The organism is Luteibacter sp. 22Crub2.1, assembly GCF_900167995.1.
Taxonomy (GTDB): Bacteria; Pseudomonadota; Gammaproteobacteria; order Xanthomonadales; family Rhodanobacteraceae; genus Luteibacter; species Luteibacter mycovicinus.
In genome coordinates this window covers 13149-28800 of sequence record NZ_FUYT01000016.1, presented here as the reverse complement: position 1 = coordinate 28800, position 15652 = coordinate 13149, and the positions used below count along the sequence as shown (strand labels likewise).

The following is a 15652-nucleotide window of genomic DNA, read 5'->3' as shown; positions in this document are numbered from 1 at the left end:
TCGCCATGGAATACCGTCGCCTCGGTTCGACCGGTCTCAAGGTTTCGGCGCTGTCGTACGGCGCGTGGGTCACGTTCGGTCGCCAGGTCGGCCGGTCGGAAGCGCGTGAGCTGATCGCGCTGGCCTACGACCATGGCGTGAATTTCTTCGATAACGCCGAGACGTACAACGCGGGCGATGCCGAGCGCCTGATGGGCGACGTGATCGCCGACCTGCGTCTGCCGCGCGACGCGTACACGGTGTCGAGCAAGGTGTTCTTCGGTGCGGTGAAAGATCCGAAGCCGACGCAGCGCGGCCTCTCGCGCAAGCACGTGTTCGACGCCTGTCATCAGGCGCTCGATCGTCTGCGCGTCGATTACCTCGACCTGTATTTCTGCCACCGCGCCGATCCGGATACGCCGATCCTCGAGACGGTGCTGGCGATGGACACGCTGGTCCGCCAGGGCAAGGTCATGTACTGGGGTACCAGCGAATGGGCCGCCAGCGAGATCGAGGAAGCGCACCGGCTTGCGCGCGAACATCATCTCATCGCGCCGTCGATGGAGCAGCCGCAGTACAACCTGTTGCATCGCGAGCGCTTCGAGCAGGAGTACGCAGCGCTATACGAGCGCTACGGCATGGGCACCACGATCTGGTCGCCACTGGCGTCGGGGCTGCTCACGGGCAAGTACAACGACGGTATCCCTGACAACTCACGCATGGGCCACGCCGACTACGCATGGCTGCGTGAGTCGCTGCTCGGTAACGACGGCGCGCGACTTGAAACGGTGCGTTCGCTCGCCCCGATTGCGGCTGATCTCGGCATTCCGCTGGCGCGGTTGTCGCTCGCCTGGTGTCTGAAAAACCCGAACGTTTCGACGGTCATCCTCGGTGCCAGCCGAACCTCGCAGCTCGAAGAAAACCTGAAGGCTCTCGATGCGGCAAGGCTGCTCGACGATGCGGTTATGGGGCGCATCGAAGCGGCGCTCTCGCGCTGAGGCGAGGGAGTCGCCGGCTGACATTCTTGTCGCTAGGTCCTCCTACGGCCTTCGCCTTCGTGCGGAAGCGCTCCAAGAACGCCAGCCGGCGACTCCCTTCCAGCGTTACGTTGCAGTGGGGTGCGAGCAGAGCACTCTTCGCTCTCCTGCCTGCAACCTCAGGAGCCGGAGGGTGCTGTTGGGTGCCGTTCTCGGAGCGCTTCCGCACGTAGGCGGAGGCCGAAGGAGGACTTAGCGACGAGAAGGGCACCCAACAGTACCCCTTCGTCAGCGCGTGCTGTGCAAACGTGCGGCTGCGCCCGTCACGGCGATAATGCTCAAATGTCGCCGTAAAGCGCCTGCAAGGCTGCAATCGCCGCCAGACCCGCTGTTTCCGTCCGCAGAATCCGTGGTCCCAGCTTCAGTCCCGCAAATCCATGCGCCGCCAGCGCGACACGATCCCTGTCTCCGAACCCGCCTTCGGGGCCAATAGCCAACATCGCCGCACCCGTCAGTCCGAGTTCGCCGGCGCGCTTCGTTCCCTCGGGCAGTAGCGCGAGCCGCATCGGGCCGCCTTCGCCCAGCGAGGCGAGCCAGGTCGCCATCGGTACGGCGGCTTCCACCTGCGGCACCCGGGCGCGTCCCGACTGCTCGCATGCGCTGGCGGCGACCGCGCGCCAGTGGAGCAGGCGTTTCTCGGAGCGCGCCGCGTCCAGCTTCACTTCGGAACGCTCGGTCAGGATCGGCACGATGCGGGCGATGCCCAGTTCGGTGGCTTTCTGCACGATCAGATCCATTTTCTCGCCGCGCGCCACGCCCTGTACCAGGGTGAGCGACAGCGGCGATTCGTTCTGGAGTTGCCGCCCTTCGCCCACGCTCGCCACCACTTCGCGTTTGCCCACGCTGGTCAGCGTGGCATCGAACTCCGTGTCGTCGTGGCCCGAAAACAGCACGACCGGCGCGCCGGCCTCCATGCGCAGGACGCGGGCAACGTGCTCGCCCGCCTGGGCGGGCAGGGTGATGTCAACTCCGCTGGTCAGCGGCATGTCGACATGGATGCGGATGGTGCGCATGGTGGGGCCTTCTGTCACGGAACGTGCATTGTAGCCAGCGATGCGGACGGCTATCGTCGTCCCATCGACGAAGGAGCCGCGTAATGCCGATCGCCTGGTACTTCGATTTCGTCTCCATGTTCAGCTGGCTGCAATGGCCGGCGGTGCGCGAACTGGCTCAGGAGCGGGAGGTCGTGCTGCGGCCGATCCTGTTCGGCGGCCTGCTGAAGCAGATGGGGCAGCGCGGCCCGGCGGAGATCCCGCGCAAGCGCGAGTTCACCTATCGGTACGCGCTGTGGCGGGCACGGCGGGCGAACGTGCCGCTGAAGTTTCCCCCGACCCATCCGTTCAATCCGCTGCCGGCGCTGCGCCTGTGTGTTGCCGCCGGGTCGACGCCCGAGGCCGTCGGTGCCATCTTCGAGTGGATATGGGTGCATGGCCGTGCGGCGGATACGCCCGAGACGATCCAGCCACTGGCGACGTCGCTGGGCGTCGGCGACGTCAGCGCCGCGCTCTCCGCGCCCGACGTCAAAGCCGCCCTGCAGGCGAATTTCGAACAGGCGATGCGCGACCAGGTCTACGGTGTGCCGACGCTGGCGATCGGCAACGAGCTGTTCTGGGGCGCGGATGCGCATGCGTTTGCGATGGATTACCTCGCCCATCCCGAGCTGTTCGATGACAGTGAGATGGCGAGGCTGGGCAACTTGCCTGTCGGGCTTTCGCGCAGTTAGGCAACCGCTTTTTCGATTCCCGCGATCGCCGTATCCACCATGAAGTCGATCTCGTCTTCCGTGATGCAATACGGCGGCATGAAATAAACGATGTTGCCGAGGGGGCGCAGCAATGCTCCGTTCTCCAGTCCGTGGCGATACACGCGCAGACCGCGTCGATCGGCGGCCGGGAACGGCGTCCGCGATGCCTTATCGGCGACCAGTTCGATCGCCGCGATCATGCCGGTCTGACGCACCTGCGCCACATGAGGATGATCTACCAGCGGAGCGATGCGCATAGCCATGTGAGCTGCAAGCACGCGATTGCGCTCCAGCACCGGATCGTCACGGAAGATCTTGAGCGTCGCGGTTGCGGCGCGGCAGGCCAAAGGATTGCCGGTGTAGCTGTGCGAATGCAGGAAGGCCTTGCCCGCCGCATATTCCGCATAGAACGCCTGATACACGTCGTTCGTCGTGACCACGGCGGACAGCGGCAGGAACCCGCCGGTCAATCCCTTCGACAGGCACATGAAATCCGGTGACACCCCAGCTTGCTCGCAGGCAAACAACGTGCCGGTACGGCCAAAACCCACGGCGATTTCGTCTGCGATGAAGTGCACGTTGAACTCGTCGCACAGGGCGCGTAACCCGGTGAGATACGAGGGGTCATACATGCGCATGCCGCCGGCGCACTGGACCAGCGGCTCGACGATCACGGCACAGGTTTCGTGCGCGTGGCGTTCGAGGATCGTGCGCATCTCGCCGAGACGCCGGGTGGCTATCTCCCGGGGAGTCTCGCCTGGCTCACCTTCAAACGTATCCGCGGAGGGTGCCAGTTCCGGCGTGAGCAGCAGGGGCGCATACGTCTTGCGGTAAAGCGCCACGTCGCTCACCGACAGGGCACCCAGCGTCTCACCGTGGTAGCTGCCGGTAAGGGCGATGAAGCGGGTCTTCTCGCCGTGGCCCTGGTTCAGCCAGTAATGGAAGCTCATCTTCAGGGCGACTTCGATGGCGGCGGAGCCGTTGTCGGCGAGGAACACCCGGTCGAGGCCCTTTGGCGTGATCCGGACCAGTTCCTCGGCCAGTTCCACGGCGGGCTCGTGGGTGAAGCCGGCGAAGATCACGTGCTCCAGCCGGTCGAGCTGGTCCTTCAGTGCCCCGGCGATGCGCGGCTCGGCGTGGCCGAACAGATTGGTCCACCAGGAACTGACGGCATCGAGGTAGCGTTTCCCGTCCGCGCCCACCAGCCATGCCCCTTCGCCGCGTACGACGGGTACCATGGGCAGGGTTTCGTGGTCGTGCATCTGGGTGCACGGGTGCCAGAGGACGGAGAGATCGCGTGCGATAAGGGTGTCGGTCATCCGCCCATGATCGCCCCCGGTCCTTCGTGGCTCAAGTGAGGATGTTGAGGTGATGGTTTGAAATGGCTTCGCCGGGTCGCCCTGATCGTTGTCGTACTGCTGCTGGTCTCGGGCCTGCTGTACTGGTTCCTGCCCGCCAGTCTGGCCGTGCCGTTCGCCGCGTCCCGCGCGAAAGGGCTGGTGCTGGACGATCTCTCGGGCACCTTGTGGGATGGGCGGGCAGGGCGTGTCACGGGCCGTGACGGCCGCGAACTGGGCAGCGCCACGTGGCGCCTCGGTCGGGACGCCATCCTCGGCCGCATTCATCTCGATCTTCATCTCGAGGGGCGCGCCGGCCGCTTCGACGGCCATCTCGAACGGACCGATCCCGATGCCATGCACTGGACCGGCATCGACTTCCGGCTTGACGCCGCAGCGCTGGCCGGCCCGGCTCTGCCACCCGAACTGATCCCGATGGGCGTCGTCGACGGCCAGATCCCGCGCGCCGACCTGCAGGGTAACTGGCCTGTCGCGCTCGACGCCGATATCCACTGGCGCGCCGCGGCCATACGCACGCCGGAGGGCGACGTCGCCCTGGGAGGTCTCGCCCTGAAGGCGGCCAGCGTCGGCGGCGTGCTTCGCGCCACGCTCGCGGACGACGGCAAGGGCTCGCTGGCGGTCGACGCCGCGCTCGCCGCGTCGCCGCTGGGCTGGCGTCTGGACGGCAAGCTGGTCCCGCGGGTCGCGGACAGTGCTCTGTCGCACCTCATCGCACGTTTCGGCCCCATCGGGCGCAACGGCTCCGTCAATCTGCAACGCAAGGCCGGGTTAGCGCCCGCGAACACGCCATGACCGACACCCTCGACAAGGCGCTTGCCGCCGCCCGTGACGCCGCCGGCGCCGCCGCGGAGATCATCCTTCACTACTGGCGCTCGGGCGTCGACGTGATCGTCAAGGGCGACGACACGCCCGTGACCGTCGCCGACCGCGAGGCCGAGCTGGCCATCCGTGCGATCCTCTCGAAGGCATTGCCGGAGGCCGGTATCTACGGCGAGGAGTACGGCGCCGACGACACGACGCGCGACTACCTGTGGCTGGTCGATCCGCTGGACGGCACGAAGAGCTTCGTCCGCCGCACACCGTTCTTCTCCACGCAGATCGCGCTGATGCACCGGGGCGAGCTGGTGCTCGGCGTCTCCTCCGCCCCCGTGTATGACGAGCGGATGTGGGCCGTACGCGGACGCGGGGCCTTCCTCGACGGTGAGCCGGTGCGCGTGGCCGCCACCGAGGCCATGTCCCAGGCCTCGATCTCCACCGGTAACGTAAAAACGTTGACGAGCGATGCCCGCTGGGATGCGCTGGGCGCGATGATCCGCGACAGCAACCGCATCCGCGGCTACGGCGATTTCTGCCATTACCACCTGCTGGCACGCGGTGGCCTCGATCTGGTGGTCGAGTCCGACGTCAACATTCTGGATATCGCCGCGCTGGCCGTGATCGTCAACGAAGCCGGTGGCGTCTTCACCGACCTGTCCGGCGCCGCGCCTGGCCTGGAGACGCGCAGCGTACTGGCCGGCACCCCCGCGATCCACGCCGAGGCGCTCGCCCGGCTTACCGGGGCTACAATCGACCGATGAACAAACGCCCGACGATCCTCGCGACGCGCGACGCGTCCAGCAGCTACTTCCGCCATGCGGAAGAAGTCGACCTCGAATTCTCCAACGGAGAACGCCGCACGTTCCAACGGCTGAAGAGCGGCGGTCACGGCGCCGTGCTCATCGTTCCGATGCGGGATGCGGACACCGTGCTGCTGGTGCGCGAATACAGCGTCGGCGTCGAGCGCTACGAGCTCGGCGCACCGAAAGGCCGCATGGATGCCGGCGAAACCGCGGAAGAGGGCGCGAACCGGGAGCTGAAGGAGGAAGTCGGCTTCGGTGCGCGCAAGCTCACCTTCCTCGGCACGCTGTCGCTGTCGCCGGCGTATATGACCCACCAGATCCACATCGTGCTGGCCGAGGATCTGTACCCGGAACGCCTCGCGGGTGACGAGCCCGAGGAACTGGAAGTCCTGCCATGGCGCATGGATAACCTCCACGAGCTCATCGCGCGCGACGACGTTACCGACGGGCGTTCCATCGCCGCACTCTTCATGGCCCGCGAGTTCCTCGCCGGGCGCTATACGCCGGCATGAGCGGCGCGCACGCCGCATGGCTCGACCCGGTCTGCGCGATCGCGCGCGACGCGGCCGAGGCCATCCTCGCCATCTACGCGCAGGATTTCGAAGTCGTCTGCAAGGATGACAATTCACCGGTGACCGCCGCCGACCTCGCCGCGCAGCGTGTCATCGCGGAAGGCCTGCGGAAGCTCGCGCCGGGCGTGCCGGTGATTTCCGAAGAGGCGCTCGCCGCGCCCTGGGCGGAGCGTCGCACCTGGCGCCGTTATTGGCTGGTCGACCCACTCGACGGTACGCGTGAGTTCGTGAAGCGCAACGGCGAGTTCACCGTGAACATCGCACTGATCGAGGACCATCGCTCGGTACTGGGTGTCGTGCTGGCGCCCGTCACGGGCGATCTCTACGCCGCGGTGGCTGGCGGCGGCGCGTGGCGCCAGCGCACGGTCGATGCACCACGCGAAGCCATTCGCACGCGATCCGCCGACAGTCTGCTGATGGTCACAGGTAGTCGCTCTTACGGCACGGGCGGTCGCACGATGACCTTGCTCGAACGCCTCGGTAAGCACGAGACCTTTGCGCTGGGCTCGTCGCTCAAGTTTTGTGTGATCGCGCGCGGTGAAGCGGACATCTATCTGCGCCTGGGTGCCACGTCCGAGTGGGACACCGCGGCGGCTCAATGCGTGCTCGAAGAAGCGGGCGGCGCGGTGCTCGATCTGGCGGGTCGTCCGTTCCGGTACAACACGCGCGACTCGTTGATCAACCCCGAATTCATTGCCTGCGGCGACACCGGCGTCGACTGGACCGCGCGGCTGATCGACCCGGAGAATCCCGCGTGACACGACCGGTCGACGACCTCATCGCGATCATGGCGCGCTTGCGCGATCCGGAGAACGGTTGCCCCTGGGATGTGAAACAGAACTTCGCCACGATCGCGCCGTACACGATCGAGGAAGCGTACGAAGTCGTCGACGCGATCGATCGCAACGACATGCGCGATCTTCGTGATGAACTGGGCGACCTTCTCCTTCAGGTGGTCTTTCATTCGCGCATGGCGGAAGAGGCCGGGCACTTCGCATTCGGCGATGTGGTCGACGCGATCTGCGACAAGATGGTGCGCCGCCATCCGCACGTGTTCGAGGATGTGACGCACGCGAATGACACGGCACGTTCGCGTGACTGGGATCGTCTGAAGGCTGAAGAGCGTAAGGCGCGTGGCGTGGAAGACACCAGTGCGCTGGCCGGTATCTCTCCCGGACTGCCGGAGTGGCAGCGTGCGGTGAAACTTCAGAAGCGCGCGGCTAACGTCGGCTTCGACTGGCCGGATCACACGCCGGTGCTGGACAAGATGGCGGAAGAGATCGAGGAGGTCCGCCACGAGTTCGATAACGGTGCGGACGAGGACCGGCTGGCCGATGAGATCGGCGACGTGCTGTTTGTCGCGGCGAATCTGGCACGGCATGCGAAGGTCGACGTATCGCGCGCGTTGCGCGGGGCGAATGCGAAATTCGAGCGACGTTTTCGCGGGATGGAAGCGATGGCCGCGGCCGAAGGGCGTAAGTTGTCGTCGTATTCGCTGGAGGAGCAGGAAGCGCTCTGGGTTCGCGTCAAGCGCGACACCGCCATGTAGGAGCGCGCCTCGCGCGCGAACCCAGAACATCGCGCGCAAGGCGCGCTCCTACAGGCAAGAAACGGGGCCTTGCGACCCCGTCGTGTCTTATTTGCCGTCAGCCGACTTCGAAGCGGCCCGTGCCTGCATGCGCTGCCTGAAGGCTTCCATGTCCTGATGACGCTTCTGGTCCTGCGCGAGGTTCTCGTCAAGGCTCTTGCGCAGTGTCGCGATCGCGGCATCGACGTTCTGCGGCTGCATCTGCGCACGTGCCAGGTGACGGTACGCATAGTCACGCACGCGCGGATTCTGCGACTTGGCGAGTACCTCGTTGTACAGCGCCGGCAGTTCCTTCTGGCGACCGGTGGTCACATAAAGGCGCTCGAGCGAACGAAGGTCGCCGATTACACCACCGTCTTCCGGACCGCCATGGCCATGCTGGCCCCAGCCGCCACGCTCGCCGCGGCCGTGCCCATGATCGCCACCGTGGCCCCATTTCGGACCGTCGGGACCCTGCGGGCCCGGGCCACGCTGCGGGCCGCCGGTCTGGGCGGACGAGGTTGCCGGAGCGGCGGGGGTCCTGGGAGCGGCATCCTGCGCATACGCGAAGGCAGCCGAGCCGGCGAGGAGGAGGGAAGCGGCACTGGCGAGAAGGGTCTTGCGTTGCATAGGTTATCTCCCGGTTGGACTTGCACGGTGAAAAACGTGCTGCCGCGCGACCGGTTGACCAACCCGTTGTGATCCAGTCAGCATTCCGTGCAGGCAGCTTGCAACCTTTTCCGTCCGGCCGGCATCCATCACCGGTACACCGAATCACTCCGGAGGGTTTTCCCCATGCGGCACCTGATCTTCGCGTCACTCCTGCTTCTTCCCGCCATCGCTCTTGCCGATGACGTGCCTTCCTGCCAATTTCACGCGGACCGCAACCTCGATCTCGATCTGTCGGGCGTGCGTTCCGTACGTTTCATCGTGAACGCTTACGACCTCTCGGTCGAAGGTGGCGCGGCCGCTGGCAAGGGAACCATCCGTGGCAAGGCGTGCGGTTCGAGCCAGGAACTGGCCGATAACCTCGTCGTGACCCAGGAAAAGCGCGGCGATACGCTCGTGGTCGAACTCACCACCAAGCGCAAGGGCTGGTCAGGCGGCTGGGGCAGCAATTACAGCTATCTCAAGGTCAATGCGAGCATCCCCGCGACGCTGCCGGTGACGGTCGAGGGTGGCTCGGGCGATGCGAAGGTGCGCGGCGTCGCTTCGGTGGAGAGTACGGCGGGTTCCGGCGATATCGAGGTCTACGACGTGAAGGGTGCCGTCAAGGCACGCATCGGTTCGGGTGACTTCACCAGCGACGGCACCGGTCCGATCGAGGTCGACTCCGTCGGCTCGGGTGACTTCAAGGCTCGCCATGTCCATGGCGACGTTCGCATCGGCACCGTCGGGTCGGGCGACGCCAAACTGGTCGATGTCGACGGCAACGTTGAAGTCGGCACCATCGGTTCGGGCGACCTCGAGGTCGACGGCGTGAAAGGCAACCTCACCGTCCGGACCAAGGGCAGCGGAGACATCGAACAGCACGGCGTGAGCGGCAAGGTCGACGTCCCGAATTCGGACCGCTGAGTCCACACGTTCCGGCGACATCGTCTGACGATATGATCCCGCCCTCACCGGCGGGATTTTTTCAGATGGCGTGGCTACCCGAATCGTTGCGCAACCTTCGCCGCGATGTACTTTTTCTCGTACTGCTGGCCGTGGCCGTGGTCTTCGCGGTGGCGAAACCGGCGCATCTGAAGGCGTGGCCTTGCCTGGTCGACTGGCCGACGATCGCGACCCTCTCCGGGTTGCTGGTTCTGACCAAGGCCGTCGAGAACAGCGGTGCGCTCAACGTCGCGGGGCGCTGGCTGATCGATCGTACTTCCACACGCCGCATTGCCGCGCTGGGGCTGATCGCGCTCACCGCGCTGTTGTCGATGCTGCTGACCAACGACGTGTCGCTGTTCGTCATGGTTCCGCTGACGCTGAGCATGTGTCGCATCGCACGCATGCCCGCGACGCGTCTGGTCATCTTCGAGGCGCTTGCGGTCAACGCGGGCTCGATGCTCACGCCGATCGGCAATCCGCAGAACCTGTTCCTGTGGCAGCAGTGGAACAACGGATTCGGTGGCTTCGTGTGGGCGATGCTGCCTCTGGTCGCAATCGTACTGGTCCTGCTGCTCGGCCTGACCGCGGTCGCATTCCCCTCCACGGCGCTGGAAGTTCACGAAGACACGGACGATCGTGTCGATCGCGGCATGCTCATCGTTGCCGCGGCGCTCTACGTTCCCTTTCTGGTACTGGCCGATCTGCACCACGAAATCTGGGCCCTGGCGGGCGTGCTCGTCGTGTTTCTCGCGTACCGACGCCGCATCGTCGCCGCGATCGACTGGGGCCTGCTGCTTACCTTCGTACTCATGTTCATCGACCTGCGCATGCTCGCGGGGCTCGAAGCGATCAGGTCGTTTATCGGCGGGTTGGGGCTGGACACGCCGCTGCATCTCTATGCGACGGGCGCGCTGGCGTCGCAGGTGGTCAGCAACGTGCCGGCGGCGATCCTGCTGGCGGAGTATTCGCATGACTGGCGCACCATCGCGTTCGGGGTGAACGTGGGCGGCTTCGGTTTCGTGCTGGGGTCGCTGGCCAACCTGATCGCGTTGCGGCTGCTGGGGGAGCGCAAGGCATGGGGCACGTTCCACGTATGGTCGGTGCCGTTCTTCGTGGTGGTCGGCCTGATCGGCTGGGCGTTGTTGTAGGAGTCGCGCGCGGAGCGCCCTCAGACCTTACGGTTGCCCTTGGCGCCCGTGTTGCTGTTGCCTCTGTCATGCGCCTTGATGAAATCGCGCACGTCCGGGTAAACGATGTCGCGCCAGCGACGACCGCTGAAGATGCCGTAATGACCGGCGCCTTCCACCGTGATGTGCTTCTTGCGCTTCTTCGCGATGCCCTTGCAAAGGCTGTGCGCGACCTCGGTCTGACCGGGGCCGGAGATGTCGTCGAGTTCACCTTCGATGGTGAGCAGGGCGGTGTCCTTGATTTTGGCCGGCTGCACCAGTTCGCCGTGGATCTCCCACGTACCCTTGGGCAGGCGGTGCTCCTGGAACACCGTCTCGATCGTGTCGAGGTAGTACTCGGCCGGCATGTCGAGCACGGCGTTGTATTCGTCGTAGAACTTGCGATGCTGCTCGGCGTCGTCGAGGTCGCCCTTGCGCAGGTTCTCGTAGAAGTCCCAGTGCGACATGACGTGGCGGCTCGGGTTCATGGCCAGGAAGCCCGCGTGCTGCAGAAAACCCGGGTAGACCTCGCGGCCGGCGCCGGGATACTGGTACGGCACCTTGTGGATCAGCTGGTTGCGAAACCACGACAGCGGTCGCGTGGTGGCCAGGTTGTCGACACTGGTGGGACTCTTGCGCGTGTCGATCGGGCCGCCCATGAGGGTGAGCGTGGCGGGCGTCGCCTCACCCCGCGCAGCCATCAGCGAGACGGCGGCGAGCACCGGCACGGTCGGCTGGCAGACCGAGACGACGTGCGCGCGGTGCACGCCGACGTGACGGATGAATTCCTCGACGTATGCGACGTAGTCCGCCAGCGAGAACGAGCCTTCGTCCAGCGGGATCATGCGTGCGTCGACCCAGTCGGTGATGTACACCTTGTGGTCGCGTAGCAGGGTGCGCACGGTGTCGCGCAGCAGGGTCGAGTGATGGCCCGACAACGGAGCCACGACCAGCACCGCCGGATCGTTCTTCATCTTGTCGACGGTCGACTGATCGTCGGAAAAGCGTTTGAAGCGCTTCAGTGTGCAGAACGGCTTGGCCAGCGCCACCTGCTCGACGATGGCGACGTCGTGCCCGTGCGCGTGCACACTGTGGATATCGAATTCAGGCTTTTCGTAAGCCTTGCCCAGGCGGAACATGAGCTCGTACCCCGCCGCGGCGCGATCGGCGCCGGGCATGCGGGCAAACGGGCTGGCAACGTCGCCAAACATCTTCGCGCTCGCCTCGGCCCAGTAGGTCAGAGGGCTGAGCATCGAGCGTTGCCATTCGTGCATGAGATAGAGCATGCAGGTTCCGGAAGGGGCGGGGAGGGTGGCGCATCATAACCAGTTGCGCCGCGCCATATGTAAAGCCCCTGTTTTTGCTCGATTTAAACGGCGGCCTTGCGGCAGACCAGCAGGACCTCGTCCACGCCCGGGCCCGGCTCGAAGCCCGGCCTGAAGTCCAGGGCCTTCTGGAAACGCACCCCGAGCGGCATGAACACGCGGTTGTACCACCACATGGCGCGGGCGCGCTGGTGGGTCAGGTACCACTGGCCGAGGTCGAGCAGCTTCGAGGATTTGGGCTGCATGCCGTAGACGGCGCTGCGCTCGATGGTGAATCCGTGGCGGGCGAGCAGGTCGCGGATGGCGTCCGGCTCGTAGCGGCGGTAATGCCCGACGAAATCGTCGAAGGCGGTCCATGCGTCGGGATGCAGCGGCACGGAAATCAGCAGGCGGGCACCCGGCTCGGCGACACGCGCGAGTTCACCGAGCGCGCCTTCATCGTCCACCACGTGCTCGAGGATGTCGAAAGCGCAGACGAAATCGAAGCTGGCGTCGCGAAACGGCAGGGCGCCGATCATGGCGTTGGCGACCCTGGCACCGTTGCGGCCGAGCTCCGCCAGCGCGGGAACGCTGAGATCGACGAACTGGGTGCCTTCGAGCGGCAGGCGCGGACGCAGGCCCGGCGCGACTTCGAGGCGGCGCGACGTCTGGGCCGCCAGTTCGGAAACCAGCGGCCACGTATTGAAGCGCTTCGGTGAAAACAGCTTCGCTTCGGACCACAGCGCGTCGTAGAAACGCTTATTGCTGCCGATCAGGTCGGCGTCGGTCCGCGAGGCCGTCGAGCCCGAGGTGACTGATGCAGTGGACATACGTTACCTCGGGCGGGACGGAACATCAGCGCAGGCGGGAAAGCTCACGCAACAGGGGCAGGCGGCGGACGCGAACCGCGGTGGCGCGGAACACGGCGTTGGCGAGCGCGGGTGCCGCCGAGGGTACACCGATGACGCTGGCGCCGGTGGGTTCGGCCGTGGAGGGCACGATCACCGTTTCGACCTCATAGGGCAGCGGCTGCGTCGCCGAGACCGGGTAGTCACGGAATCCCGTCTGCTGCACCTTGCCGTCCTTCACCGTGATGGCGAGGTTGAGGGCGGTCGACAGGGCGTCCATGGTGGCGCCCTGCAACTGCGCTTCCAGGCCCAGCGGGTTGATCGCCCGGCCCACATCCGCGACGCAGACCGCGCGGCGGATATCGATGCCGTCCGCCGTGGGCGCCACTTCGATGGCGTGCGCCACGTAGGCGCCGAATACGTACGAGCAGGCGATGCCGAGGCCGTTTTCGCTGCGCAGCCAGCGGCTCCAGTCGATCTTCTCGGCAGCCAGTTTCAGCACGTTGGCGAGGCGGGCCGTGTCGAGGGGGCCGCCACGGCCGTTGTAAGGCAGCTGGCGTCCCTCGCCGAGCATGGCGAGCCGGAAATCGAGCGGGTTCAGCTTCAGGGAATGGGCGATCTCGTCGATGAAGCTTTCCGTGGCGAACGCGGGTGTGACATGCGGCGAGCCTCGCCATTCACCGCGTGCCAGCTGCGATTCCAGGGGGTACCAGTCGCTGCGGAAGTTCGGTACCAGTCCGGCGGGAAGCGCGTCGGGGACCAGCTCGGACTGCCACAGGCGGTTGTCCGGCGTGGCGCGGCCGACCAGCATCGACGGGCTGGCCATGCGCTGGTGCCAGCCCACGATCGCTTTCTTGCGGTCGATGGACGCGTTCAGTCGATGCACCGCCAGGGGGCGGTAATAGTCGTGTGCGAGATCGTCGTCACGGGTCCACAGCAGCTTGATCGGCCGGTTGCGAACGGTGTCGGCCTTCTTCGCCAGAGCGACGGCGACAGCCTCGGCGATATAGTCCTGCTCGAGGCGACGGCCAAAGCCGCCGCCACCGCGGGGCACCTGGATATCGATCTGTTCCGGCTTGAATCCGGTCATGCGCTGCACGACGGCGTAGGCCGCGCGCGGAGACTGGGTAGCCGCGATCACCGTGATGCTGGTATCGGCATCCAGGCGAACCACACAGTTCGGTGTCTCCGCCGTGGCATGGGCGATCCAGGGCTGGAAATAGGTGGCTTCGAGCGCGCGCGCGGCCTTCTTGCGCGCGGCGGCGACGTCGCCGTCGTTGCGAACGGTGGAAGGCTCCGCCGCCCCGGCATCGTCGCCAAACAGCTCCAGCGCCTTCTGCTCGAGCGTGTAGGCGGAAGGTTCGACGCTGGGGCCCTGCTTCCAGGTGGCCTTCAATGCGGCACGACCGGCGAGGGCGCTCCAGGTATCCGTGGCGAGCACGGCTATCGAGGGCACCTGCACGGCGGTGCCGGCAAGCTGGCCCTGTTCGGGTGTGATGTCGATGACGTCGTAGACGCCGGCAATCTTCCCGGCCGCTTCGCGATCGGCGGTATCCAGTGAGCCGCCCGGGTAGGGGCAGCGCGCAAGCACGGCGACCACGGCGTCGCCGATACTGTCGTCACCGGCATAACGAAGCTGTCCGGTCACCGCCGCACGGGCGTCCACGTCACCGGCAGGCTGACCGATCAGGCGGTAGGCGTCGGTGGCCTTCAGCGGCGGCGCCGTCGACGGTGCATCGATCGAGGCAGCGGCCGATGCGAGATCGGCATAAGAAAGACGACGCCCATCGCTCGCGATGACGACGCCGTTCTCCGTGTGCAGCTGGTCGGCAGGCAGGCCGAGGCGACGCGCGGCCGCCTGCAGGATCAGCCAGCGACCGAGGGCGCCTGCCTGGCGCAGGTCGGCCCAGGCGGCGGGAATGCTCGTCGCGTCGCCGCTGCGCTGCCGGCCATAGGTGAATCTGGGTTCGCCGTTGCCTGCCTGGATGCCAAGCCCGAGCGGCTCGACGATGACGCGCGACCAGTCGGCATCGAGTTCTTCGGCGATGATGCGCGCCAGCGACGTCGCGGTGCCTTCGCCGTTGTCCGGATCGCGCACGCCGATGTAGATGCGACCATCGGCTGCCACGCGCAGGTACGAGCCGACCTGGGCCCAGGCGTCGCCCAGCAGGCCGACCGGTGGCGGTCGGTCGAGGGCTTCGGCGCTGCCGATACCGATGACCAGCGCCCCCGCGGTGCCCGCGGCGTACTTGAGAAAGCGGCGGCGAGAGAGTCGGACTTCGCCACTCATGCCTTGCCGTCCTTCATGTTGCCCGCGGCGCGTTTGATCGCCTTGCGGATGCGGCCATAGCTTCCGCAGCGGCAGAGGTTGCCTATCTTGTCGATGTCGGCGTCCGACGGATTTTTCTGCCGCGAGAGCAGCTCCACCGCCGCCATGATCTGGCCGGGCTGGCAGAAGCCGCACATGATCGCGTCCTCGTCGATCCACGCCTGCTGTACGGGATGCAGCTTGCCGTCGGCGCCGGCCAGACCCTCGACCGTGGTGACGCGCTTGCCGGTGAGCTTTTCCATCGGCGTCTGGCACGAGGCCACGGCCTTGCCGTCGACGATGACCGTGCAGAAGCCGCAATCACCCTGATCGCAGCCGTATTTGGCGCCGGTCAGGCGCAGGACGTCGCGCAGGTACCAGAGCAGGGGCATGGTCTTGTCGCCCGAGTGCCGGTACCGCTTGTCGTTGATGATGAGGTCGATGCCTTCACGTACGGGCTTGGGCGCCGGTTGCGAGGCGTCCTGTCGGGTCGGAACGGGTACGGGAGACGTCGGGCCTTGCTGTGCCATCTGCTTTCCTCAGCTGAACCGGTT

General features: G+C 66.1%; 16 protein-coding genes. 9 read left to right on the top strand and 7 right to left on the bottom strand.

Features of this window, described 5'->3' with window-relative positions; genetic code table 11:
- The first annotated feature begins 5 nt into the window (after positions 1-5).
- Entirely contained in the window at positions 6-977 is a 972-nt protein-coding gene (locus tag B5X73_RS16565; RefSeq protein ID WP_079522602.1) for a potassium channel beta subunit family protein, read from the top strand.
- 317 nt (positions 978-1294) lie between these two features.
- Here the strand turns inward: B5X73_RS16565 and B5X73_RS16560 are convergent, their stop codons facing one another.
- Complete coding sequence (locus B5X73_RS16560) at positions 1295-2029, bottom strand: 16S rRNA (uracil(1498)-N(3))-methyltransferase (RefSeq protein WP_036110795.1); 735 nt, start codon at positions 2027-2029, stop codon at positions 1295-1297.
- An 83-nt stretch (positions 2030-2112) separates the two neighbouring features.
- Between B5X73_RS16560 and B5X73_RS16555 the strand changes: the two genes are divergently transcribed.
- Positions 2113-2739: a 2-hydroxychromene-2-carboxylate isomerase gene (locus tag B5X73_RS16555; RefSeq protein ID WP_079522601.1), complete on the top strand. Its 627-nt coding sequence runs from the start codon at positions 2113-2115 to the stop codon at positions 2737-2739.
- Here the strand turns inward: B5X73_RS16555 and B5X73_RS16550 are convergent.
- Entirely contained in the window at positions 2736-4079 is a 1344-nt protein-coding gene (locus tag B5X73_RS16550; RefSeq protein ID WP_079522600.1) for an adenosylmethionine--8-amino-7-oxononanoate transaminase, read from the bottom strand. The genes B5X73_RS16555 and B5X73_RS16550 overlap by 4 nt on opposite strands.
- Positions 4080-4136: 57 nt before the next feature.
- Between B5X73_RS16550 and gspN the strand changes: the two genes are divergently transcribed.
- The 5 genes from gspN to mazG are packed head-to-tail and all read left to right on the top strand — an operon-like array spanning position 4137 to position 7858.
- Entirely contained in the window at positions 4137-4910 is a 774-nt protein-coding gene (gspN, locus tag B5X73_RS16545; protein ID WP_079522599.1) for a type II secretion system protein N, read from the top strand.
- A complete protein-coding gene (locus B5X73_RS16540) occupies positions 4907-5695 on the top strand; it encodes an inositol monophosphatase family protein (RefSeq protein WP_036110807.1) in 789 nt (262 codons plus the stop codon). The genes gspN and B5X73_RS16540 overlap by 4 nt, the downstream gene beginning before the upstream one ends.
- Positions 5692-6249, top strand: coding sequence for an ADP compounds hydrolase NudE (gene nudE, locus B5X73_RS16535; protein WP_043695564.1), 558 nt, complete (start codon positions 5692-5694; stop codon positions 6247-6249). Before B5X73_RS16540 ends, nudE begins: the two co-directional genes overlap by 4 nt.
- Entirely contained in the window at positions 6246-7067 is an 822-nt protein-coding gene (gene cysQ / locus B5X73_RS16530) for a 3'(2'),5'-bisphosphate nucleotidase CysQ (protein ID WP_079522598.1), read from the top strand. The genes nudE and cysQ overlap by 4 nt, the downstream gene beginning before the upstream one ends.
- Complete coding sequence (gene mazG / locus B5X73_RS16525; RefSeq protein WP_079522597.1) at positions 7064-7858, top strand: nucleoside triphosphate pyrophosphohydrolase; 795 nt, start codon at positions 7064-7066, stop codon at positions 7856-7858. The genes cysQ and mazG overlap by 4 nt, the downstream gene beginning before the upstream one ends.
- Before the next feature lie 87 nt (positions 7859-7945).
- Here mazG and B5X73_RS16520 read toward each other — a convergent pair whose 3' ends face one another.
- The gene (locus B5X73_RS16520; protein ID WP_079522596.1) at positions 7946-8506 is read right to left on the bottom strand and encodes a hypothetical protein; all 561 of its coding nucleotides are present in this window, start codon (positions 8504-8506) and stop codon (positions 7946-7948) included.
- A 165-nt stretch (positions 8507-8671) separates the two neighbouring features.
- On the opposite strand from B5X73_RS16520, the gene B5X73_RS16515 reads away from it, so the two are divergent.
- Positions 8672-9451: a DUF4097 family beta strand repeat-containing protein gene (locus B5X73_RS16515; RefSeq protein WP_079522595.1), complete on the top strand. Its 780-nt coding sequence runs from the start codon at positions 8672-8674 to the stop codon at positions 9449-9451.
- A gap of 65 nt (positions 9452-9516) precedes the next feature.
- Entirely contained in the window at positions 9517-10620 is a 1104-nt protein-coding gene (locus B5X73_RS16510) for an SLC13 family permease (protein ID WP_079522594.1), read from the top strand.
- A gap of 20 nt (positions 10621-10640) precedes the next feature.
- Here the strand turns inward: B5X73_RS16510 and phaZ are convergent, their stop codons facing one another.
- The 4 genes from phaZ to B5X73_RS16490 form a co-directional block, all read right to left on the bottom strand.
- Complete coding sequence (gene phaZ / locus B5X73_RS16505; RefSeq protein ID WP_051943347.1) at positions 10641-11924, bottom strand: polyhydroxyalkanoate depolymerase; 1284 nt, start codon at positions 11922-11924, stop codon at positions 10641-10643.
- Between the two features lie 83 nt (positions 11925-12007).
- Positions 12008-12772 carry a class I SAM-dependent methyltransferase gene (locus tag B5X73_RS16500; RefSeq protein ID WP_036110825.1) on the bottom strand — a complete coding sequence of 255 codons (765 nt, stop codon included), beginning with the start codon at positions 12770-12772 and terminating at the stop codon, positions 12008-12010.
- Between the two features lie 25 nt (positions 12773-12797).
- Complete coding sequence (locus B5X73_RS16495) at positions 12798-15080, bottom strand: xanthine dehydrogenase family protein molybdopterin-binding subunit (RefSeq protein WP_079522593.1); 2283 nt, start codon at positions 15078-15080, stop codon at positions 12798-12800.
- Positions 15077-15628 carry a (2Fe-2S)-binding protein gene (locus tag B5X73_RS16490; RefSeq protein ID WP_079522592.1) on the bottom strand — a complete coding sequence of 184 codons (552 nt, stop codon included), beginning with the start codon at positions 15626-15628 and terminating at the stop codon, positions 15077-15079. Before B5X73_RS16490 ends, B5X73_RS16495 begins: the two co-directional genes overlap by 4 nt.
- Positions 15629-15652: the final 24 nt, after the last annotated feature.